Origin of the sequence: Pseudomonas sp. RU47 (genome assembly GCF_004011755.1) — a bacterium.
GTDB lineage: Bacteria > Pseudomonadota > Gammaproteobacteria > Pseudomonadales > Pseudomonadaceae > Aquipseudomonas.
This window is the reverse complement of record NZ_CP022411.1, coordinates 565,810-587,168: the sequence shown is the minus strand read 5'-3', so window position 1 is coordinate 587,168 and position 21,359 is coordinate 565,810. Positions and strand designations below refer to the sequence as shown.

Here is a 21,359-nt window from a genome sequence, read left to right as displayed (position 1 = left end):
CTTAGCGACCGCGAACGGCTTGTTCCAGCTCGGCAAAGCTTGGACGGTGGGCCGGGTACAGCACCTTGCGACCGAACTCGACCGCCAGCGACGGCGGCATGCCGGAAGCCGAAGCCACCAGCGAAGCCTTGATGGCTTCGTAGACGTTCAGCTCTTCCTTGGCATCGTGGGCCAGGGAATGCGCCAGCGGGCCGAAGAAACCGTACGCCGCGAGAATACCGAAGAAGGTACCGACCAGTGCCGCACCGACGTGCAGACCAATGGACTTCTGATCGCCTTCACCCAGCGAGGCCATGGTCACCACGATACCGAGTACCGCCGCAACGATACCGAACCCGGGCATGGCGTCGGCGATGCCGTTCACCGCGTGGGACGGATGCTCGAGGTCTTCCTTGAGGCTGTACAGTTCCATGTCGAACAAGCCTTCCAGCTCGTGCGGGGCCATGTTGCCGGACGACATGATGCGCAGGTAATCGCAGATGAACGCGGTCATGCGTTCGTCTTTGAGCACTGCCGGGTACTTGGCGAAAATCGGGCTCGCGGCGGCATCTTCGATGTCGCCTTCAATGGCCATCATGCCTTCGCGGCGGCTCTTGTTGAGGATCTCGTAGATCAGGCCGAGCACTTCCAGATAGAACGTGTGGCTGAAGCGCGAACTGAACATGCTCAGGGATTTCTTGAGCACGTGCATCGTCATGTAGCCGGGGTTGGCCTGCAGGAATGCACCGAGTGCAGCACCACCGATGATCAACACCTCGAAGGGCTGGATCAGGGCGGCAATCTTGCCGTGGGAGAGCACGTATCCGCCGAGCACGCTCGCGAATACGACGATGATGCCGATAATTTTAGCCATAGGTAGAAAGTACTTACTTAAGTCGGGTTCAAGGTCATATTCGGAAGTTAAAAAATCTCTTCTTCTACTTATCGGCAAAACTGCGCCAGACTATAGCCAGTTCAGGCGAAAAGCCAATTTAGCCCATGCCGGGCGCGTCTACAGTCAGTGAAGATCCCGTCCAGACATGGCTAATGAAACGAACGTCCCACACGCAAAACCGACCACGCTCGACGGCTGGGTAAAGTTGCTCGATGGCGTGCGACTGCCCGTGCCGCAAGAGGCTCACGACAAGGTGTGTCGGGCGATCCGCGACAATCGCAGCTCGCTGCGCGACATCGCCGACCTGATGCAGGACAGCCCGGCACTGGCCTTGAGCATCATCCGTGAGGCGAATCGTCACACCCACGGCACCATGGCCACGCCAGCGGAAAATCTCGAGGTGGCGATCAATCGTCTGGGCCTCGCCCGCACCGAAGAGCTGCTGACGCGCTTGCCCGCCGAACCGCTGATGCAAATCCCTAAGGCCCTGCGCCAACTGCAAATGATCAGCCAGCACGCGACGCAACAGGCCAACGGTTTTTTCGCCAGTCGCCTGGCGCGGCTGTGGCAGGACATTCATTGGGGCAGCCTGCTGTTTCTGTCGCCGCTGTGGCCCTTGGCGCTGACGTATCCGCAATTGCTTGAAGAGTGGGAGCTGCGGGTTATCCACAAGGGCGAATCGGCCCGCGTGGTCGAGAAGCAATTGTTCGGCGTGCGTCTGCTGAAAATCGCCGAAGCGCTAGTGCAAGTCTGGCATCTGCCGATATGGGTACAGCAGGGCTATAAACTGCTGCTCAGCGAGCAACGCGAGCTGGTGAAAGTGCTGCGTATTGCTCGCGACAGCGAACATCCGCTGCGTCAGCAAAACCGCCTCGACGATGACCCGACCCTGCGCCGCTGGCTCAATCAACCGGCCAATACCGTGCTGCTGGCCAATGGTCTGGCGCTGTCGGCGCAACAGGCCTGGGACAGTCCGCACAGCGAACGCTGGCAATACCTGACCAGCCTTTATCTGCAAATCCCGATGGACGACGTGCAACAACAGTTGCACCAGCAAGCCGCGAACAGCGCGCGCCAGCATGCGATGCCGGATCTGTGGCATCCGGCGGTTTCGTTGTTGTGGCCATTGGGCACTCGTCGTTTGCCGGCCGGCATGCTGCCCGCCGCCGCGCCAAGCGCTGAAGACCTGGGCCAGTGGCGCAAGCAATGTGCCGAACTGCTCGCCGAACCGAGCCGCTTCACCAATGCCATGAGCCTGACCGTCGCCGCTCGCGATGCACTGGTCGCCAGCGGCATGCGCCGGGTGATGATCCTGATGGCCGATCGCACGCAGTCGAATCTGCGCGTGAATCAAACCGCCGGGCTGCCGAAAGAAGCGGCGGCGCTGAATTTTGTCGTCAGCCAGAGCAGCGTGCTGCAACGGCTGTTAGCGCAACAGGCGCAGGTGCGGATTACCCCGGACAACAACGCGCAGTTCTCCGCGCTGCTGCCACCGAGCCTGCGCACGCTGTTTCGGGGCGAGCATCTATTCCTGCGCTCTCTGGTCAACAATGGCCGGGTGATCATGATCGTTGTCGCCGATCAGGGCGGTGGACCGTTCGCTGACATCACCGTGCAAGCCTTTGGCAAAACCGCGCAGTGCATCGAAAAGGCCCTGCACAGCTTTAGCAGCCGTGCCCGATGAGGCTGCGCTACAATCCCCCCCTTTGTGCTCTGGAGACCTCACATGTCTGACTTCTCTGGCTTGCCGCTCGTCATCGAGCCGAGCGACCTGCTCCCGCGCCTCGAATCCCCTGAACTGATTCTGGTGGATCTGACCAGTGCCGCCCGCTATACCGAAGGTCATCTGCCCGGCGCACGCTTTGTCGACCCGAAACGCACTCAGCTCGGCCAGCCGCCGGCGCCGGGCCTGCTGCCGGCCAAAGCTGATCTGGAGGCGCTGTTCGGTGAATTGGGCCATCGCAAAGACGCGGTCTACGTCGTTTATGACGACGAAGGCGGTGGCTGGGCCGGGCGCTTCATCTGGCTGCTCGACGTGATCGGTCACGACAAGTACCACTATATAGACGGTGGTCTGCCGGCGTGGCTGGCGGATGGCATGCCGATGTCGATCCAGGTACCGGCAGCCGTTGGCGGCCCATTGTCGTTGACCCTGCACGAAGCGCCGACCGCCACCCGCGAATACCTGCAAAGCCGTCTCGGTGCTGCCGATCTGGCGATCTGGGATGCGCGCGGTCCACTGGAGTACTCCGGCGAGAAAGTACTGGCCGCCAAGGCCGGGCACATCCCCGGTGCGGTCAACTTCGAATGGACCGCCGGCATGGACAAGGCGCGTCAGCTGCGCATTCGCACGGACATGCCGCAGATTCTCGAAGACCTCGGGATCACCAAGGACAAAGAAATCATTACCCACTGCCAGACCCATCACCGGTCGGGCTTCACTTATCTGGTGGCCAAGTCCCTCGGTTATCCGCGGGTCAAAGGCTACGCCGGTTCCTGGGGCGAATGGGGCAACCACCCTGACACGCCAGTCGAGATTTAAGGTTTTTTAAGGACAACCAATGAAAGAGCGTCTGTTTATCCTCAGCCAGTACCTGCTGCCTCATCACCTGCTGTCGCGCCTGGCTGGCTGCGTTGCCGAGTGCCGCGTGCGCTGGTTCAAGAATGCCTTCACCCAGTGGTTCGCCAAGCGCTATCAGGTGGACATGTCGCAAGCGCTGGTCGAAGACCTGACCGCTTACGAACACTTCAACGCCTTCTTTACCCGTGCCCTGAAAGACGGCGCGCGTCCGCTGGACGAAACCCCGGGCGCGATCCTCAGCCCAGCCGACGGTGCGGTCAGCCAGCTTGGCCCGATCGAACACGGTCGCGTGTTCCAGGCCAAGGGCCACAGCTTCAGCGTGCTCGAACTGCTCGGCGGTGATGCGGCCAATGCGGCGCCGTTCATGGGCGGCGACTTCGCCACCATCTACCTGTCGCCAAAGGATTACCACCGTGTGCACATGCCACTGGCCGGCACCCTGCGCGAAATGGTCTATATCCCGGGGCGGATTTTCTCGGTCAACCAGACCACGGCTGAAAACGTTCCGGAACTGTTCGCCCGCAACGAGCGTGTGGCGTGCATTTTCGACACCGAGCGCGGGCCGATGGCGGTGGTGCTGGTGGGCGCGATGATCGTCGCTTCGATCGAAACCGTGTGGGCCGGTCTGGTCACGCCGCCAAAGCGTGAACTGAAAACCTTCCGCTATGACGAAGCCGCGCGTGCGCCGATCCATCTGGAAAAAGGTGCCGAACTGGGTCGCTTCAAGCTGGGTTCGACCGCCATCGTGCTGTTTGGGCCGGATCAGGTGAAATGGGCTGAAGAACTGGTCGCTGGTTCGCCTGTGCAGATGGGCCAGGGCCTGGCGCTGCCAAAAGCCTGATTGACCGCTGCGGGAGTCGCCTCAGGCGCTCCCGCAGATTACGTTATTTGCTGCTATGGTTTTTGGCATGAGCCAGACCATCTCCCCGCCGTCCCTTCAAGCACCAACACCGTCGCAAACGCGCCTGTCGTTTTGCGAAGCTTCCCCGCGTGATCTCAAGCGCTGGATCGCTGACCTGCCCAAGGCCAACATCGGCGAAACCGCCCGCCTGCTGTATCAAGGCCTGGGCGAACTCAACCAGCTGCTCACCCCCAGTGACAACCGTCTCAACCTGCTTGAGTTGCTGCGACCCGAGGTGTATTTCGTCTGCCAGCATCTGGAGCGGCACTTCCTGCATCAAGCGATCATGCTCGACGAGCGCTCGCGCAAGATCAGCAACCTGTGCCAGGCGCTGCAAAGCCATCTGGCCATCGGCTACAAACAGATCGTGTTGCGGATTGCGCCGAAGTACAGCAAGGATCGTGCAGCGCTGGTCAGTATGGCTCTGCAACGTGCCGCCCATGCACTCAAAGGCCAACTGCTGCGCGCCACGCAGCTGTATAGCTCGCCGCCGGAGCAGCTGTGGTTCGAACTGCATCAGTTGTACCGCAGCGCCGCTGAATTACAACTGCAACACCGACGCGTGCGTGACGACCTGGCCAGCCTCACTACAGAATTGAGCCTTGAACAGACCTACATCGCCGCACTCTTGCTGGGCAGCGCCCGGTGCAATCAGTTGCGGCAGAACCAGATCGCCCGGCTCGCCGAAGTGCTGGAGCCGTGGAGCGCGCTGCTCAAGCTGCATCCCGCCAGCCCGGACGCAGGCTTGTTGGCGATCAGCGCAGAACTGGATGCAGGCCCGCGCTACCGCAGCATGTTTCGTCGCGAGCAACAGCGCGGGTTGCTCGGTTTCGATCCACAGCCGCTGGTGAACGCCATCGAAGCGCATTTGCAGCATCAGGACACTTCGACACCCTTGCCCGTCCCGGCAGGGCTGAGCTTCGACACCCTGCAGCACCTGCACGCGACTTGGGGCCAGACGGCCGAACGCAGTTTTCAGCGCACCGTCGGCCAGGGTCATCTGACCGTGTGCGTCGGCATGAGCGCACTGCACTTCTACCTCGGCGGCGAGCGCAGTTTCAGCGACCTGCTCAAACATCCCGGAGCGCGCTCGGCGAACTTCAGCCGTGCCGTCGCCAAAGGTGAAAAGGACAGTTGGAGCCAGGCCTTCGACGCTGCGCCGCAGAGCCAGTCTGAGGAGTTTTTACCCTATGAGGAGATTCAGTACGACCATTTGCTTGAGGATGAAAGCCACACCGACAGCACACCGCATTACCCGATCTACGCCCTGCCGGTGATCAATCACAGCCCCGGAGGTTACTGCCTGGCGTGGCCAAATGAAGTGCCCGCAGAATTGCAGGCCGGCGAAATGCTCGGGATTCAGGACAGTGTCAGTCAGGGATGGAGCATCGCGGTCATTCGCTGGATACGTCAGGTGCGCGGCGGCGGCACGCAAATGGGCATTGAACTGGTGGCGCCACATGCCCAGCCGTGCGGCTTGCAACTGGTGCGTTCGCGGGACGATCACAGTCAATATCTGCGCGGATTACTTTTACCGGAGATCAGTGCGATCGATGTGCCGGCGACCCTGCTGGCACCGCGCTTGCCGTTTCAGGAGGGCAGCAAGGTGTTGATCAACACCCAGGGCGAAGAGCACCGCGCCGGACTGGATCGACGGGTGGCGAGTACGCATAGCTTCAATCAGTTTGCCTATCGCTCACTGGAGACCGCGCAGAATGGCGGGAGCGAGGAAGATTTTGATTCGCTGTGGAAGTCGCTATAGACCGAGGTGCGGCCTTCGCGAGCAAGCTCGCTCCCACTGTAGAAATGCATTCCAATGTGGGAGCGAGCCTGCTCGCGAAGAGGTCAAGTCAGGCAACAGAGAACTCAGAGCTGCCCGTCGCGATCACGGAAGCCCAGCAGATACAACACGCCATCCAGCCCTAGGGTGGAAATCGCTTGCTTCGCCGACTGCTTGACCAGTGGCTTGGCACGGAATGCCACGCCCAAACCGGCAATCGCCAGCATCGGCAGATCATTCGCGCCGTCGCCGACCGCAATGGTCTGCTCCAGACGCAAACCTTCCTTGTGCGCCAGCTCTTTCAACAGATCAGCCTTGCGCTGGGCATCGACAATCGGCTCGATCGCCACGCCGGTGCACTTGCCATCGACCACTTCCAGTTCGTTGGCAAACACATAGTCAATGCCGAGCTTGGCCTGCAATTGCTTGGCGAAGTAGGTGAAACCACCGGACAGGATCGCGGTTTTGTAGCCCAGACGCTTGAGTTCGGCGAACAAGGTTTCAGCGCCCTCGGTCAGACGCAGCGAGGCGCCAATCGAATCCAGCACGCTGACATCCAGGCCTTTGAGCAAGGCCAGGCGCTCCTTGAAACTGGCGCGGAAGTCCAGTTCACCGGCCATGGCGCGCTCGGTGATTTCAGATACCTGCTCGCCCACCCCGGCCGCCTTGGCCAGTTCGTCGATGACTTCGGCTTCAATCAGGGTCGAGTCCATGTCGAACACCGCCAAGCGACGGTTGCGACGGAACAGCGAATCTTCCTGGAAGGCGATGTCGACATTCAGCTCTTGGGCAACGCTGAGGAATTCGGCACGCAGCGCTTGCGGATCAGCCGCTTCGCCACGCACGGAGAACTCGATGCAGCCCTTGCCCTTGTCCGCTGGCGTGTCCAGTGGCATGCGACCCGACAGACGGTCGATGTGATCGATGTTCAGGCCATATTTGGCAGTGATCGAGCTGACCGCCTGCAATTGGCCAGCGGTCACTTTGCGAGTCAGCAGGGTGACGATGTGGCGCTTCTTGCCCTGATTGCCCACCCATTGCTGGTAATCCTCTTCGGACACCGGGGTGAAGCGCACCTGCTGGTCGAGCTCGTAGCCCTTGAACAGGATGTCCTTGAGCACGGATTTACCTTGCTCCGAATCGGGAATTTCAACCAGGATGCCGAACGACAGGGTGTCGTGGATCACCGCCTGACCGATGTCGAGAATGTTCACACCACCCTGTGCCAGAACACCGGTAATGGCTGCCGTCAGACCCGGACGGTCGACTCCCGTGATGTTAATCAGGACGATTTCGCGCAACGCGCACCCCCGCAACTGGAAAAAAACCGCATTCTACCCACTTTCAGTGACCATCGGGCACCGCGAGCGCTTTGCCGGTCTAGGGCCTGTCGCTATACTGCGCGTCAACTTCACGGACAAAAGAGCCGAGCTCAGTGAACCGGCCCACGCCAGTTAAAACCGATAACTTCTTCCTGCTGATCTTCCGTGCACTGCGCCACCGCCGTGTACCGATTGCATTGCGCATTGCCAGCCATAACGTGATCCTGGTCGCTCTGGCCCTGGTGATCTATGCCGGCGTGATGGGTTTGCAATTCAAGCAGGCCATGCACCAGCAGGCCGATGCGCTGGGCGAAAGCCTGACCACGCAGACCGCGACCTCTGCCACCGAGCTGTTGGTGTCCAACGACATCCTCAGCCTCAACGTGCTGCTCAACAACCTGACCAAGAACAAACTGGTGGCCCACGCGGCGATCTACAGCGTGGATAACCGCATCCTCGCCGAGTCCGGTCAGCGGCCCAAGCACAGCCTGCTGGGCGAAGCCGAAGGCATGTACGAGAGCAAGATCACTTTTCAGGACGTGACCGCCGGGCAACTGCGCATCAGCCTGGACATGGATCAGTTCCAGCAGCCGATGACCATCAGCCTGCAAAGCATGGGCATTCTCAGCGGGATTCTGCTGGCACTGTCGCTGGCCCTGAGCCTGCGCATGGGCCGCTACCTGTCGACGCCGCTGCTGCAATTGCGCGTCTGGTTGCGCCGTATCGACGAGCACACGCCGGGCATCGATCGTCAGGATGAGATTGGCGATCTGGCGCGTCAGCTGCACGCCAACTACGCGCCGGAGCCTGCACCGGAACCGGAGCCTGAGTTCGAGGACGAAGAAGACGAGCCGGAATTCGAGGTGCGCAACTTGCGTGATCCGAGTTTCGACGAAACCCGTCCGATGGCCGCGCAGAAGCCTGCACCGCGGCATCTGGTCAGCACCGTCGAAGACGATGATGACGATGACGCATTCGCCGACCTGCGCGACGAGTCGCTCAATGGCGCGCCCCAACCCGTTATCCGCCAACCGTCGCCAAGCGTGCCGCAGCACACCGCCGTACTGGCCGTGCAACTGGGCTCTCAGGAGCAACTGCGCCGCTTGCCACGGGCACGCCTGGAAGAATTGCAGGAGCGCTATCGCGACTGCCTCGATCAGGCCGCTTCGTTGTATCAGGGCGAAATCGAAACCCTGAACGACGGCAGCACGCTGATGCTGTTCCACACCGAAGACAGTGGCGATGATTACCTGACCAACGCCATTTGCTGTGGCGAGTTGCTGCGGGCCTTGGGTCATCAGTTGCAGATTGAAGTCGCGGACAGCGGCATCACCCTGCAGTTGCAACTGGGCCTGACCCTGGGCGATGAGTTGTTCGGCTTGAGCCAGATCGATCTGTTGCTGACCGATTCGGCGCAGGATGCATTGGCTCTGTCACAACACAGCCGCAATCTGCTGCTGGTTGAACGCAAGATCGGCGACGATGCGCTGATCCGTCAGCGCGCGCGGATTCGGCCGATTGCCAGCCCTGAGGGTGCTTGCTGCGTCGAGCGGTTGATGGAGCCTTATCCATCGATGCTCGAGCGGCAACTGGCGCGGATGCATGAGCGCCGGGCTTAAGCTTTAAGCCTGAAACACAGAAGCCCGCAGACGAGTGATTGTCTGCGGGCTTTTTTGTGGATGACTGAAAAGCCCCTCACCCTAGCCCTCTCCCCGAGGGAGAGGGGACTGATTGGGGGATATTGGAGAGCTACACCGACTTGAGCGCCCTGCTGTGAATCCAGAATCGCCAAGCTCTTTCAGGTCACGTATGACGCCAGATACTCCCAGTCCGCCTCTGCTCTACCGAATCCATAATCGCCAGGTACTTTCAGGTCCACGTATGACGCAAGACACCTCGGTCAGTCCCCTCTCCCTCTGGGAGAGGGCTAGGGTGAGGGGCTTTTGATCTTTCACGCAGAACCCCAGACACAACAAAGCCCGCACAAGGCGGGCTCTGTTCTGTCTCGATCCAGCGTCAGAAGCGGAACACTTCCATGTCAGTCCGAATCGGCGATGCCATCGGAATCTTCGGCTGCTTCTCGGCTTCCGCTGCCGGTGCTGCCGGTTTTGGTGCCGATTTACGCGGTGCCTCAGCCACCGGAGGCTGATTGGCCAAAGGCTTCAGCGCCACCGACAATTGCTCGGCCAGACGCTGCAGCAAAATGCCCTGAGCCTGCACCTGCGACGCCGTACTGCCGGCATGCAGCTCCTGCAGATGAACGATGCGGTTATCGCGCACCTGACCACGGCGGTCGATCAAGCGCCACTGCGCATCGAGGATCGCCGGCTGTTTCGCGCCGGAGTCCAGACGCGTGATGGTCAGCAATACCTGCACATCCGGGGTAAACCCACCGGTGGCCGGTGCCAGCACCACACGTTGGCTGTCCAGATGACCCGCCACCTGACGCATCAGCAACTGATCGATATCCGACGAAAGGCTGCCAGCCCAACGACCGTCGGTCGCCGCTTGCAGACTGCCGTCCGGTTGACGTTGCAGCAAGGTCTCACGTTGCAGGTAATCGGCTACGACTACCGGGCCCAACAAAACCGCCATGCCCGCGCTTTGCGCAGGCTGAACCGGACTTCCGCTGTCCAGTTGATACAGCGACACCGGCTGGTGAACGCTGCAACCCGCCAGGCCCAAAACGCCGGCGAGCAGGAAAATAAGGGGGCGCAGAGCAGTCATCATCCCGTCCAGGTGGCCGCCACAAGGCTGACCACAGTGAAAATACTCAATAAATATGAAGAACGCTCGGCCACGCCGGCGCTTGGAAAGGCCATATCATCCGTGAATATGCGTTCCGACTCCAGCGCCAAAGCGTCGATCTACGCGTTAAATCGTGGATCGACGCCTCTAGGACGCCTAATTGAGGTTTTCGACGAGCAGCGCATCGACCCGCTGGAAGCCCCTTGGAAGCTTGTTGCCACGACGTCCACGCTCACCTTTGTAGTGTTCAAGGTCGTCAGCCTTCAGCGACAAGGTGCGTTTTCCGGCCTGCAACACCAAAGTGGCGCCTTCCGGAAGTACGGCGATGTCCGTGACATATTCTTCGCGACTGGCCACACGCTCACCGGAAATACCGATGATCTTGTTGCCTTTGCCCTTCCCTAATTGTGGCAGATCGCTGATTTTGAAGATCAGCAGGCGACCTTCGGTCGTGACCGAGGCCAGCCAGTTGTGCTCACGATCGGCAACCGGACGCGGCGCGATCACCTTGGCGTTGTTCGGAAGGCTCAACAGGGCTTTACCGGCCTTGTTCTTGGCTTGCAGATCTTCGCCCTTCACCACGAAACCGTAACCGGCGTCGGAGGCGATCACGTACAACGCGTCGTCTTCCGGCATCAGCACGCACTCAAACGAAGCGCCCGGTGGCGGCGTCAGACGACCGGTCAATGGTTCGCCCTGGCCACGCGCCGACGGCAGCGTATGCGCAGCAACCGAATAGCTGCGGCCGGTGGAGTCAATCACCACGGCAGACTGGTTGGAACGCCCCGCCGCCGAGGTCTTGAAGCCGTCGCCAGCCTTGTACGACAGGCCGGTGGCGTCGATGTCGTGACCTTTGGCCGAACGAATCCAGCCTTTTTCCGAGAGTACGACGGTGACTTTCTCGTTCGGCAGCAGATCGTGTTCGGTCAACGCTTTGGCTTCGGTGCGTTCAACGATTGGCGAACGACGGTCGTCGCCATAGGTTTCGGCATCCTTGATCAGCTCCGTACGCACCAGCTTCTTCAGCTTGGCTTCGCTGCCCAGCAGCGCTTGCAGCTTGGCTTGTTCCTTGAGCAGTTCGTCCTGCTCGTCGCGCAGCTTCATCTCTTCCAGTCGCGCCAACTGACGCAGACGCGTGTCGAGGATGTAGTCGGCCTGAATCTCGCTGAGGGCGAAACGCTCGATCAGCTTGGCTTTCGGGTGTTCCTCGGTGCGGATGATGTGGATCACTTCATCCAGGTTGAGGTAAGCGATCAACAAACCGTCCAACAGGTGCAGACGACGCTCGACCTTGTCGAGGCGGAATTGCAGGCGGCGACGCACGGTCAGCACACGGAATTCCAGCCATTCGACCAGCAGCGCGCGAAGATTTTTCAGCTGCGGTTTACCGTCCAGACCGATGATGTTGACGTTGACCCGGTAGGTCGACTCCAGCTCGGTGCTGGCGAACAAGTGCTGCATCAGCGCTTCGTGATCGACGCGGCTGTTGACCGGGATGATCACGATGCGGCACGGGTTTTCGTGGTCGGATTCGTCGCGCAGGTCAGCGATCTGCGGGGCTTTCGACGGTTTCGCCTGCATCAGCGCGGCAATCTGCTCCAGCACTTTCGCACCGGAGACCTGATGCGGCAGCGCGGTGACAATGATGTCGCCGTCCTCGACGTGGTACACGGCGCGCATGCGCACCGAGCCCTTGCCGGTTTCGTACATTTTCAGCAGGTCGGCGCGCGGCGTGATGATTTCCGCTTCGGTCGGATAATCCGGGCCCTGAATGTGTTCGCAGAGCTGTTCAACCGTGGCTTTCGGCTCATCGAGCAAGCGCACGCACGCAGTGGCGACTTCGCGCAGGTTGTGCGGCGGCACGTCGGTGGCCATGCCCACGGCGATACCGGTGGTGCCGTTGAGCAGAATGTTCGGCAGGCGCGCCGGCAGAACCAGCGGCTCCTGCAGGGTGCCGTCGAAGTTCGGGCCCCAGTCGGCAGTGCCTTGGCCCAGTTCGCTGAGCAGCACTTCGGAATAACGCGACAGGCGTGCTTCGGTGTAACGCATGGCGGCGAAGGACTTCGGATCGTCCGGCGCACCCCAGTTGCCCTGGCCGTCGACCAGCGTGTAGCGATAGCTGAACGGCTGGGCCATCAGCACCATCGCTTCGTAGCACGCCGAGTCGCCGTGCGGGTGGAACTTGCCGAGCACGTCACCGACGGTACGCGCCGATTTCTTGTGCTTGGAATCGGCGTCCAGGCCCAACTCGCTCATGGCGTAGACGATACGCCGCTGTACCGGTTTCAGGCCGTCGCCGATATGCGGCAGGGCACGGTCCATGATCACGTACATGGAGTAGTTGAGGTAGGCACTTTCGGTGAAGTCGGCCAGCGAGCGGCGTTCTACACCGTCCAGGCTGAGATCAAGGGGGTTGCTCATGCAGGCCTCATCGGTTCGTTGTCTGGCGCAGCAGCATGGTGCCACCGCGCTGAGTAAATTCAAGTTTGTTCAGGGCGCTCATGCCGAGCAGCACCTGATCGCCATGCAGCCCCGGCGCCACCAATGCACGGACGTCCCGCAGCACGATGTCACCCAGTTGCAGACGGGCAATTTTGGTCCGATAGCCCTGGCTCAGGCCGTTCGCCGTGCTCAGCGTCACTCCGAAACCTTCTTCCAGCTTCAAACGTTTGGCCAGATCAGCCGGGATCGCCACATCGGTTGCGCCGGTGTCGAGCATGAACTCCACCGGCTCACCGTTGATCTGACCGCTGGCGACAAAATGCCCTTGGGCATTGCCGGCCAGTTTCACTTCGATAAAACCTTCGCCCTGCTCCGAACTGACCACCACGTTCGGATTCTGCTGGCGCTGCTCCCACTGGCCGAAAAACCGCGTCGCCAGAAACAGAGCTGCGCACCAGGCCAGAATCATCAGCACCCGACCGGCGCGCTTGCCCGGCGGTTGCTGGCTCATGGCTTGGCGCTCCAGCCACCGTCAGGTGCGGCGAAGCGCCAGACGATCGGCCGAACCTCACCGTCGGCGCGCGGGCCGAAATTATTGTCGACGCCGACCCATGCACCATCAGCGTCAACGATCAGCGCCTCTTCCAACCCGAAGTTCTGCGAGTAACGGCGGTTGGCCTGCAACAGTTCAGCGGCGTACGACCAGCAACGCTCGACCTTGGCGGTCTGCGCATCGCGCCGACAAATCTGGAAGGCGTTGCGCTCAAGGGTAAACAATTTGCCGTTAAACAACGAAAGGTCGGAAAAGTCTCGGTCGACCGCTCTGGCCTTCGGGAACTGCGGCGGCTGCATTTCCTTGCCGCCCTCGCTGAGCAGCACGCAACGACCATCGCAATCCCACACCGTCTGCTGGCGCTTGATCAGCAGCAAACCACGGCTTTGCCGCTCGGCGGCCAGCCACATCTGATCACCCGCAGGGCTGATCGCCAGGCCTTCGAAGATCGCATTGAAATGCAGGAGCATGCCACTGGCCCGCGCTTCGCGAACCATCATCGGCGAGATCTTCAGCCAGTTGACCGGGCCGCTGACGGGCACCTGCAAAACCGCCGCATGGCCCTCGCTGACAATGTAGCGATTGCCGGCGCTGTCGCAACTGATGCCCTCGAAATCCAGATCGCCACCGCGCACGAACGACGCGGCCCAATTGCGCGAGCGCAACCCCCACGGCAAACCGGTCTCCGGCACCAGCGGCACGTCGATGTGCAAGGCTTCGGCCTGCCAGACCTGATCGGCAGTATTGAGCCGATAGATCTGATCGTCATCGCGGTCCGACACCGTCCACAACTCGCCGCCACACATGGCCAGCCCCGACAGGTTACCGCCGCGCATGCCGTCGACCGGGTGCCCGGAGAGCACGCGCAACTCCTGCAACGGCTCGGCCGACACGCTCATCGCACACAACAGCAACGCACCCGCCAAGGCCCAGCCAAACCGCATCAGGCCAGCACCTCGGCGAGGTTGCCTTTGGATTCGAGCCAGGTCTTGCGGTCACCGGCGCGTTTCTTCGCCAGCAGCATGTCCATCATTTCCGAGGTTTCGGCGAAGTCTTCGCCCAGCGTCAGTTGCACCAGACGCCGCGTGTTCGGGTCCATGGTGGTTTCACGCAGCTGCGGCGGGTTCATTTCACCCAGACCTTTGAATCGGGTGACCTGTGGTTTGCCGCGTTTCTTCTCGGCGACCAGACGATCGAGAATTCCGTCACGCTCGGCTTCGTCGAGGGCGTAGTAGATCTCTTTGCCGAGGTCGATGCGGTACAGCGGCGGCATCGCCACATAGACGTGACCGGCATCCACCAGCGGACGGAAATGCTGGACGAACAGCGCGCACAGCAAGGTTGCGATGTGCAGACCGTCGGAGTCGGCGTCGGCGAGAATGCAGATCTTGCCGTAACGCAACTGGCTCATGTCCGCCGCGCCCGGATCGACACCGATGGCCACGGCGATGTTGTGCACTTCCTGGCTGGCCAGCACTTCGCTGCCGTCGACTTCCCAGGTGTTGAGGATCTTGCCACGCAACGGCAGGATCGCCTGGAACTCCTTGTCCCGCGCTTGCTTGGCGGAACCGCCGGCGGAATCACCTTCGACGAGGAAAAGCTCGGAACGCATCGGGTCCTGCCCGGCGCAGTCAGCCAGCTTACCCGGCAACGCAGGGCCCTGAGTGACGCGTTTGCGCTCGACCTTTTTGCTGGCCTTGAGGCGCCGACCGGCGTTGTTGATCGCCAGTTCAGCCAGCGCCAGACCGGTTTCCGGGTTGGCGTTGAGCCACAGGCTGAACGCGTCCTTGACCACACCGGAGACAAACGCCGCGGCTTCACGGGACGACAAACGTTCTTTGGTCTGGCCGGAGAATTGCGGCTCCTGCATTTTCATCGACAGGACGAACGCGATGCGTTCCCAGACGTCTTCCGGCGCCAGCTTCACACCGCGCGGCAGCAGGCTGCGGAATTCGCAGAACTCGCGCATCGCATCGAGCAGGCCCTGACGCAAACCGTTGACGTGGGTACCACCCTGCGCCGTCGGGATCAGGTTGACGTAGCTTTCCTGCACCGCGTCGCCACCTTCGGGCAGCCACAGCAGCGCCCAGTCGACCGCTTCCTTGTTACCGGCGAAAGCGCCGCAGAACGGCTCGTTCGGCAGGCGTTCGAACTCGCTGACCGCATCGACCAGATACGAGCGCAGGCCGTCTTCGTAATGCCACTCGACTTTCTCGCCGGTGCCTTTGTCTTCGAAGCTGACCAGCAGCCCCGGGCACAACACAGCCTTGGCCTTGAGCACGTGCTTGAGACGGCTGATGGAGAATTTCGGTGAGTCGAAGTATTTCGGATCCGGCGCGAAGTACACGCTGGTGCCGGTGTTGCGTTTGCCGACGGTGCCGACGATTTCCAGTTCCGAGGCTTTGAAGCCGTCGTTGAACGTCATCTGGTATTCGTTGCCGTCACGCTTCACGCGTACGCGCACTTCGGTCGACAAGGCGTTGACCACGGAAATACCTACGCCGTGCAAACCACCGGAGAACTGGTAGTTCTTGTTCGAGAACTTGCCGCCCGCATGGAGTTTGGTGAGGATCAGCTCGACACCCGACACGCCCTCTTCCGGGTGGATGTCGACCGGCATGCCACGGCCGTCGTCGCTGACTTCCAGCGAGTGGTCGGCGTGCAGGATGACCTGCACCGATCTGGCGTGGCCAGCCAGGGCTTCGTCGACACTGTTGTCGATGACTTCCTGGGCGAGGTGGTTCGGCCGACTGGTGTCGGTGTACATGCCGGGGCGTTTGCGCACCGGGTCGAGGCCCGAGAGGACTTCGATGGCGTCGGCGTTATAAGAGCTAGCGCTGGGAGTGGCCATAGGGTCTCGTCGTCAGTCATTCATGAAATAGGGGCAAGACTTCACAGTGCGGTGAAATCGATTGCCTGAAACAAATCGGCGCCAATGCCGGCAAAACTCAGCAACGCCGGCAATTGCCCGGCAAAACCCTGAAAACCATGGTCGCCGCCGGCCTGAATGCGCAAGGCACAGGCGCGGTAATACTGTTGGGCGAGGCGATAGTCCAGTGTTTCATCGCCGGTCTGCAACCATACCTGATAGCGCTGCGCATCCTGAGGCGCCGGCACTTCCAGTTCGGCCAGGGCCGTGACGTGGTCGTGGGTCAACTCCCAGATCACATCGGTATACAGGTTTTTCTGCGGGCCCAGATAGCCGTCGAACATCCGGTGCGGGCTGACCGCCGGGTTGACCAGCAGGGCTTTCAAGCCATGGCGCTCGGCCAGGTGAGTCGCATAGTAGCCGCCGAGTGAGCTTCCCACCAGCAGCGGGCTGCCCAGTTCGGCAATCGCTTGTTCCAACTGACCGATGGCTTCGCGCGGGTGGTGATGCAGGGCCGGGACACGCAGTTTGTCGCTCAAACCCAGCTGTTCCATCACCGTCACCAACTGACAGGCCTTTTTCGAGGCCGGGGCGCTGTTGAAACCGTGGATATAGAGGATCGAACCAGACATTTGAGCTCCCTGGGTGTCGGTTTGGGTTTGCGGAGTTTACAGGGAGAGAAGAGCGGATTGGGGGTGGGCTCGATAATTTGGTGTGACAGCACGAGCTGCCCTCACCCTAGCCCTCTCCCGGAGGTAGAGGGGACCGAATGGGGGATATTTGCGAACTACATCGACCTGAACGCTGTGCTGTGAATCCATAATCGACAACGCTGCTTCAGGTCGATGGATAGCGAAAGACACCTCGGTCGGCCCCCTCTCCCTCTGGGAGAGGGCTGGGCGGGCGGCGTTCCGATGAGGGGCTTTTGATTGGCAATCAGTAACCGTCAGAGCCGTAATCGACGGTGAAGGCGAAACCGGTAACGCGCTCAACTCCGGTTTCCAACCGCCCATCCGGCAACAACCGCAACCACCGATATCCCGGCGCCTGCTCCCCTACCTTGAAATCCTCACTCCCCGGCTCGAACTGAATGCACGTCGACGGCGAAGCCATCAACCGCACGCCATTGCGCTCACGATCGATCTCCTGATGCACATGCCCCCACAACACCGCCCGGGCCTGTGGAAAACGATCCAGCACCTCGAAAAATGCCTCGGGATTGCGCAAGCCAATCGGCTCCATCCATGCGCAACCAATCGAAACCGGATGATGGTGGAAGCACACCAGATGATGGCGCTCCGGCGCTTCGCTCAGCGAGCGGGCCAGCAGTTGCAGTTGATCGTCCTGCAAATACCCCGGCACCGAACCCGGCACCGCCGAATCCAGCATCGTCACCCGCCAGTTGCCGATATCGACCACCGGTTCCAGCAGCGTGCTCTGCACGGCGGCCTGGGCCATGATCATCGGTTCGTCGTGATTGCCAGGAATCCAACGCGCCGGTGCGTCGATCTGCGCGCTCATCTGGCGAAACTGCTGATACGACTCCAGCGTGCCGTCCTGCGAGATATCGCCGGTGGCCAGAATCAGATCGATCTGCGGCTGCTGCCCCAGCACCAGTTCGATGACCTTTTGCAGGCTCTCGCGGGTGTTCATGCCCAGCAGCGCGCCGTCCGCTTCAGCGAACAAATGGCTGTCGGACAACTGCACCAGCAACGCCGGATCGGCGGGGGTCAATGTGGATACGCTCGGCAAGGCGTTCTCCCAAGGCAAAAGCACGGAATCGATCAAGTGCCGCAATTATGCTGGGGGATCAGTGAAAGAGGAAAGCGGCGAACCGGACGCAGTTCACAACTAACGAACGACTTCGTACTCGTGCCCCAACGCCAGGCAATGACTCAGCCATTCCCCCAGGAAAAGATTGAGCTGGGCCTTTTCATCCGGCTGATGCATGGCCGCGTTCGGGTAAGGATAGATGCCGCGAAAGCGTCGTGCATGTTCGGCACTGACGACCTCAGCCATGCGCGCGTCGTGATAGACCTGCACTTCCAGTTGCGGCACCGGCAGCCATGGCAGGCTGTGCTCCTGACGCACCTGCAAAGTGGTGGTGTACGGGCAGGTTTGCAGCACTTCGAGGGCCAGCACGCCGAGCATCTGCTCGCCCTGGGTCACGGCGATGCGCCGCGCCTCGGGCTCGTTGCGCATGTCCGGCAGCAGTCGCATCAGGCGCGCGTAGTTGGCCTCGCAGGCGGCTTGCAGCCCCACGAGGTCGACTCGATAGCGATCGCGCAACTTGTTTACGACCATAACCCCCTCACTTCGGCGCGATTGAGCGCCAGCCACTGCAAGGCGATGATGCTCGCCGCGTTGGCAATGCGTCCGTCACGGACGGCCTGCAAGGCATCTTCAAAAGCCCAGACCGTGACACGGATATCTTCGGCCTCTTCTTCCAGGCCATGCAGGCCGCCAACGCCGTCGGTGCAGCAACGCCCCAAGTACAAATGCACGAACTCGTTGCTGCCGCCCGGCGACGGGAAATATTTGGTCATCGGCCACAAGGCCTTGATGTCCAGCCCAGCTTCCTCCTGCGCCTCGCGGTGAGCAACTTCTTCCGGTTGTTCATCCTTGTCGATCAGACCAGCGACCAGTTCGACCAGCCACGGGTTATCGGTCTTGCCCATGGCGCCGACGCGGAACTGCTCGATCAACACCACTTCATCGCGTTGCGGATCGTACGGCAGCATGCACACGGCATCGTGGCGCACGAACACTTCACGATTGATCTCGCGACTCATGCCACCGGCGAACAATTCATGGCGCAGGTGAACACGGTCGAGCTTGTAAAAGCCCTCGTAGCATTTTTCGCGCCGCACGATATCGACAGCGGTCGGAATGGCGTTGGCAAAATCAGTCATGAGCATCCTCTTTACTGCAGATCCATTACCAGGTTGCTTTGTGTGACTGGCAACCTCGACTTCGCGCCATCCTAACGCGCCCGCACCGTTTGATGCAGCCCCTTTACCGTCAGCGGGATAGACGGTGGAGGCGAAACCCACTCTAATTAGCTTAGTGGCGAACTGACTGCTTCTGCGAGAGTCGAAGCGGATATCTTTTTGCCTTCCCCTGCTTTCGAAAGGACGCCCATGTCGCTTTTCAAAATTGCCTCCGTGGCCGCCATCGCCCTGACTCTGGGCGCGTGCGCCAGCCTGTTCCAGCCCAATTACCGCACGCCGCTGGAAACCACCCGCGATGCATCGGAACAACTGAAACCGGGCTGTTCCAACCCGGATTGCCCGCTGGTGAACATCGACACCCTGCGCTTCCCGGCCGAACCTGCGCTGGACGGCATCATCGAAAAACGCCTGCTGCAAATGACCCGCACCGAGAAAAACGCGCCGGTAGCGCCGACCCTGGCCGCCTATCGCGATCAGTTCCTGGCCAGTGCCGGCCCGCGCAACAGCAGCTACCTGCAAGCGAAAGTACGCGAGCAGCATGACGGCTTGGTGATCATCGAGGTGTCGAGCTACCTCGACACCGGCGGTGCGCATGGCACACCGGGTCGCGGCTTCATCAACTATTCGCGCCAGCAGCACAAGGTGCTGAACCTGTCCGACATGCTGATGCCGGGTCAGGAAGAGGCGTTCTGGAAAGCGGCGCAGGTCGCGCACAATAGCTGGTTGATCAGCACCAAGCTCGATCAGGAGCCGGAGTTCGTGGCGAACTGGCCGTTCGTGAAAACCCCGAACGTGGCGCTGACCTATGGCGGCGTGATCCTCAAGTACGACGTGACCACCATTGCGCCTTACGCGCTGGGCCACGTCGAACTGAAGATTCCTTATCCGCGTCTGAACGGCATTCTCAAGCCTGAGCTGTTTCCCGGCCGTAACTGAAGGCCCGGCCCAGCACTAGTTGCAACAGCCCTGCCAGCACCAGCGCCGGCAGGGTTGCGCCGACATCCGGATACAGATTCGCCAGCAAGTGGTAGGTGCTCACGCCACCCAGCCACGCCAACAACGCCGGCCAGCGCAACGCGGCTGACGCGACCTGAGCACTGCGCTTGCGCAGAATGAAGTGATCGACCAGCACCACGCCGAACAGCGGCGCAAACACCGAGCCGATCAACAGCAGAAAATTCTGGTACTGCGCCAACGGCGCGAGCAGTGCGATCAGCGTGCAGATCACGCCGATGGCCAAGGCCAGATGCTCGACTTTCAGGCGCAACAGAATCCCGCTGGAAACCGCTGCCGAGTGAATATCGGCGAAGGCGTTTTCCGACTCATCGAGCAGAATCAGCAACAGCGGAATACCCAGCCCGGCGCCGGCCAGTGCCAACAGCAGCGCGTTGACTTCACCGCTCGGCGCGAAGGCCAGGGTGTAGGCGACGCCGAGGCTCATCAGCCAGAAGTTGCCGATAAAGAAACCGACAGCCGTGCCACCGAAAACATTCTTCGCCCGCTTGCCGAATCGTGAATAATCGGCGATCAGCGGCAGCCACGAAAGCGGCATTGCGATAGCAATGTCGAAGCCCACGGCGAACGGCATCGAACCGTCACCGGCACGCGACCAGAGATCGGCCAGATCGGCTTTGGCAAACAGGTTCCAGGTCAGCCACAGGCACGCCGCCAACAGCAACCAGATGCCCCACTTGCGCAGAATCTGCCGCACAAAGGTCAGCGGCCCGCTCACCGCGAGCAACGTCGCCAACGCACCGAAAAACAGTGTCCACAACAGCGGGTTCGACCACAGCGAACCTTCGCTCAACGCGCGGGTACCGAGCAGGCTCGCGGCGTCGCGCATGACGATGATTTCGAACGAGCCCCAACCGATCAGTTGCAGCAGATTGAGCAGCGCCGGCAGGCTGGCGCCTTTGCTGCCAAGGCTGAGTTTCAGCGCGGCCATCGACGACAGGCCGGTGTCACTGCCGATCACGCCGACAGCGGCCAGCAACAGCACGCCGACCAGCGTGCCAAGGAAAATCGCTAGCAGCGAACCGGACAGGCCGAGGCCTGGCGCGAGTAATGCGCCGGTCTGCAAAACCATCAGGCCGATGCCGAGGGAGAACCACAGGGAAAACAGATCGCGACCGCCGAATACACGCTTGTCGGCGGGCACGACGAGGTCGGGGGAATAAGTGCTGGGTTGAATGCTCAAGGGTGTTATCTCAGAGGGACATTTGTTGTTGTGTTGTGATCGTTCCCACGCTCTGCGTGGGAATGCCTCTAGGGACGCTCTGCGTCCAGTGACGCGGAGCGTCACGGGCTGCATTCCCACGCGGAGCGTGGGAACGATCAG

At 61.1% G+C, this 21,359-nt stretch carries 18 protein-coding genes; 6 read left to right on the top strand and 12 right to left on the bottom strand.

Annotation, left to right across the window (positions count from 1 at the left end):
* Window position 1: 1 nt before the first annotated feature.
* Window positions 2-853 carry a flagellar motor stator protein MotA gene (gene motA / locus CCX46_RS02605; protein WP_007915795.1) on the bottom strand — a complete coding sequence of 284 codons (852 nt, stop codon included), beginning with the start codon at window positions 851-853 and terminating at the stop codon, window positions 2-4.
* A 166-nt stretch (window positions 854-1,019) separates the two neighbouring features.
* Between motA and CCX46_RS02600 the strand changes: the two genes are divergently transcribed.
* The 4 genes from CCX46_RS02600 to CCX46_RS02585 all read left to right on the top strand — a co-directional run bounded on the left by CCX46_RS02600 (window position 1,020) and on the right by CCX46_RS02585 (window position 6,118).
* Complete coding sequence (locus CCX46_RS02600) at window positions 1,020-2,558, top strand: HDOD domain-containing protein (protein ID WP_127925601.1); 1,539 nt, start codon at window positions 1,020-1,022, stop codon at window positions 2,556-2,558.
* Window positions 2,559-2,600: 42 nt separating this feature from the next.
* On the top strand, window positions 2,601-3,416 hold the full coding sequence (gene rhdA, locus CCX46_RS02595) for a thiosulfate sulfurtransferase (RefSeq protein ID WP_127925600.1): 816 nt from the start codon (window positions 2,601-2,603) through the stop codon (window positions 3,414-3,416).
* Window positions 3,417-3,435: 19 nt separating this feature from the next.
* Window positions 3,436-4,296 carry an archaetidylserine decarboxylase gene (asd, locus tag CCX46_RS02590; RefSeq protein WP_008079215.1) on the top strand — a complete coding sequence of 287 codons (861 nt, stop codon included), beginning with the start codon at window positions 3,436-3,438 and terminating at the stop codon, window positions 4,294-4,296.
* A gap of 67 nt (window positions 4,297-4,363) precedes the next feature.
* Window positions 4,364-6,118, top strand: a complete 1,755-nt coding sequence (locus CCX46_RS02585; protein ID WP_127925599.1) for a molecular chaperone — start codon at window positions 4,364-4,366, stop codon at window positions 6,116-6,118.
* 104 nt (window positions 6,119-6,222) lie between these two features.
* Here CCX46_RS02585 and serB read toward each other — a convergent pair whose 3' ends face one another.
* On the bottom strand, window positions 6,223-7,437 hold the full coding sequence (gene serB, locus CCX46_RS02580) for a phosphoserine phosphatase SerB (RefSeq protein WP_008079219.1): 1,215 nt from the start codon (window positions 7,435-7,437) through the stop codon (window positions 6,223-6,225).
* Between the two features lie 134 nt (window positions 7,438-7,571).
* Here serB and CCX46_RS02575 point away from each other — a divergent pair, with 134 nt between their 5' ends.
* A complete protein-coding gene (locus tag CCX46_RS02575; RefSeq protein ID WP_127925598.1) occupies window positions 7,572-9,077 on the top strand; it encodes an AhpA/YtjB family protein in 1,506 nt (501 codons plus the stop codon).
* A 397-nt stretch (window positions 9,078-9,474) separates the two neighbouring features.
* Here the strand turns inward: CCX46_RS02575 and CCX46_RS02570 are convergent, their stop codons facing one another.
* The 9 genes from CCX46_RS02570 to CCX46_RS02530 all read right to left on the bottom strand — a co-directional run bounded on the left by CCX46_RS02570 (window position 9,475) and on the right by CCX46_RS02530 (window position 18,982).
* The gene (locus tag CCX46_RS02570; RefSeq protein ID WP_077570583.1) at window positions 9,475-10,185 is read right to left on the bottom strand and encodes a PqiC family protein; all 711 of its coding nucleotides are present in this window, start codon (window positions 10,183-10,185) and stop codon (window positions 9,475-9,477) included.
* Between the two features lie 177 nt (window positions 10,186-10,362).
* Window positions 10,363-12,627, bottom strand: a complete 2,265-nt coding sequence (gene parC / locus CCX46_RS02565; protein ID WP_122842973.1) for a DNA topoisomerase IV subunit A — start codon at window positions 12,625-12,627, stop codon at window positions 10,363-10,365.
* 7 nt (window positions 12,628-12,634) lie between these two features.
* Window positions 12,635-13,159 (bottom strand): retropepsin-like aspartic protease family protein, encoded by a 525-nt coding sequence (locus CCX46_RS02560; RefSeq protein WP_053116749.1) that lies wholly within the window; start codon window positions 13,157-13,159, stop codon window positions 12,635-12,637.
* On the bottom strand, window positions 13,156-14,145 hold the full coding sequence (locus CCX46_RS02555; RefSeq protein ID WP_127925597.1) for an esterase-like activity of phytase family protein: 990 nt from the start codon (window positions 14,143-14,145) through the stop codon (window positions 13,156-13,158). The genes CCX46_RS02560 and CCX46_RS02555 overlap by 4 nt, the downstream gene beginning before the upstream one ends.
* The gene (gene parE, locus CCX46_RS02550) at window positions 14,145-16,052 is read right to left on the bottom strand and encodes a DNA topoisomerase IV subunit B (RefSeq protein WP_093430155.1); all 1,908 of its coding nucleotides are present in this window, start codon (window positions 16,050-16,052) and stop codon (window positions 14,145-14,147) included. Before parE ends, CCX46_RS02555 begins: the two co-directional genes overlap by 1 nt.
* A gap of 41 nt (window positions 16,053-16,093) precedes the next feature.
* Complete coding sequence (locus tag CCX46_RS02545; protein ID WP_127925596.1) at window positions 16,094-16,702, bottom strand: YqiA/YcfP family alpha/beta fold hydrolase; 609 nt, start codon at window positions 16,700-16,702, stop codon at window positions 16,094-16,096.
* A gap of 304 nt (window positions 16,703-17,006) precedes the next feature.
* Window positions 17,007-17,822, bottom strand: coding sequence for a 3',5'-cyclic-AMP phosphodiesterase (cpdA, locus tag CCX46_RS02540; protein WP_127925595.1), 816 nt, complete (start codon window positions 17,820-17,822; stop codon window positions 17,007-17,009).
* Window positions 17,823-17,921: 99 nt separating this feature from the next.
* Complete coding sequence (locus CCX46_RS02535; protein WP_016985685.1) at window positions 17,922-18,374, bottom strand: DUF1249 domain-containing protein; 453 nt, start codon at window positions 18,372-18,374, stop codon at window positions 17,922-17,924.
* Window positions 18,365-18,982, bottom strand: a complete 618-nt coding sequence (locus CCX46_RS02530) for an NUDIX domain-containing protein (protein WP_127925594.1) — start codon at window positions 18,980-18,982, stop codon at window positions 18,365-18,367. Before CCX46_RS02530 ends, CCX46_RS02535 begins: the two co-directional genes overlap by 10 nt.
* A gap of 228 nt (window positions 18,983-19,210) precedes the next feature.
* Here CCX46_RS02530 and CCX46_RS02525 point away from each other — a divergent pair, with 228 nt between their 5' ends.
* Entirely contained in the window at window positions 19,211-19,957 is a 747-nt protein-coding gene (locus CCX46_RS02525; protein ID WP_038360290.1) for an RsiV family protein, read from the top strand.
* Here CCX46_RS02525 and cytX read toward each other — a convergent pair.
* The gene (gene cytX / locus CCX46_RS02520) at window positions 19,926-21,218 is read right to left on the bottom strand and encodes a putative hydroxymethylpyrimidine transporter CytX (RefSeq protein ID WP_127925593.1); all 1,293 of its coding nucleotides are present in this window, start codon (window positions 21,216-21,218) and stop codon (window positions 19,926-19,928) included. The genes CCX46_RS02525 and cytX overlap by 32 nt on opposite strands.
* Window positions 21,219-21,359: the final 141 nt, after the last annotated feature.

Coding starts and splice junctions, on each gene's coding strand:
- motA (WP_007915795.1), bottom strand. CDS start 853: ATGGCTAAAATTATCGGCATCATCGTCGTATTCGCGAGCGTGCTCGGC.
- CCX46_RS02600 (WP_127925601.1), top strand. CDS start 1,020: ATGGCTAATGAAACGAACGTCCCACACGCAAAACCGACCACGCTCGAC.
- rhdA (WP_127925600.1), top strand. CDS start 2,601: ATGTCTGACTTCTCTGGCTTGCCGCTCGTCATCGAGCCGAGCGACCTG.
- asd (WP_008079215.1), top strand. CDS start 3,436: ATGAAAGAGCGTCTGTTTATCCTCAGCCAGTACCTGCTGCCTCATCAC.
- CCX46_RS02585 (WP_127925599.1), top strand. CDS start 4,364: ATGAGCCAGACCATCTCCCCGCCGTCCCTTCAAGCACCAACACCGTCG.
- CCX46_RS02570 (WP_077570583.1), bottom strand. CDS start 10,185: ATGACTGCTCTGCGCCCCCTTATTTTCCTGCTCGCCGGCGTTTTGGGC.
- parC (WP_122842973.1), bottom strand. CDS start 12,627: ATGAGCAACCCCCTTGATCTCAGCCTGGACGGTGTAGAACGCCGCTCG.
- CCX46_RS02560 (WP_053116749.1), bottom strand. CDS start 13,159: ATGAGCCAGCAACCGCCGGGCAAGCGCGCCGGTCGGGTGCTGATGATT.
- CCX46_RS02555 (WP_127925597.1), bottom strand. CDS start 14,145: ATGCGGTTTGGCTGGGCCTTGGCGGGTGCGTTGCTGTTGTGTGCGATG.
- parE (WP_093430155.1), bottom strand. CDS start 16,052: ATGGCCACTCCCAGCGCTAGCTCTTATAACGCCGACGCCATCGAAGTC.
- CCX46_RS02545 (WP_127925596.1), bottom strand. CDS start 16,702: ATGTCTGGTTCGATCCTCTATATCCACGGTTTCAACAGCGCCCCGGCC.
- CCX46_RS02535 (WP_016985685.1), bottom strand. CDS start 18,374: ATGGTCGTAAACAAGTTGCGCGATCGCTATCGAGTCGACCTCGTGGGG.
- CCX46_RS02530 (WP_127925594.1), bottom strand. CDS start 18,982: ATGACTGATTTTGCCAACGCCATTCCGACCGCTGTCGATATCGTGCGG.
- CCX46_RS02525 (WP_038360290.1), top strand. CDS start 19,211: ATGTCGCTTTTCAAAATTGCCTCCGTGGCCGCCATCGCCCTGACTCTG.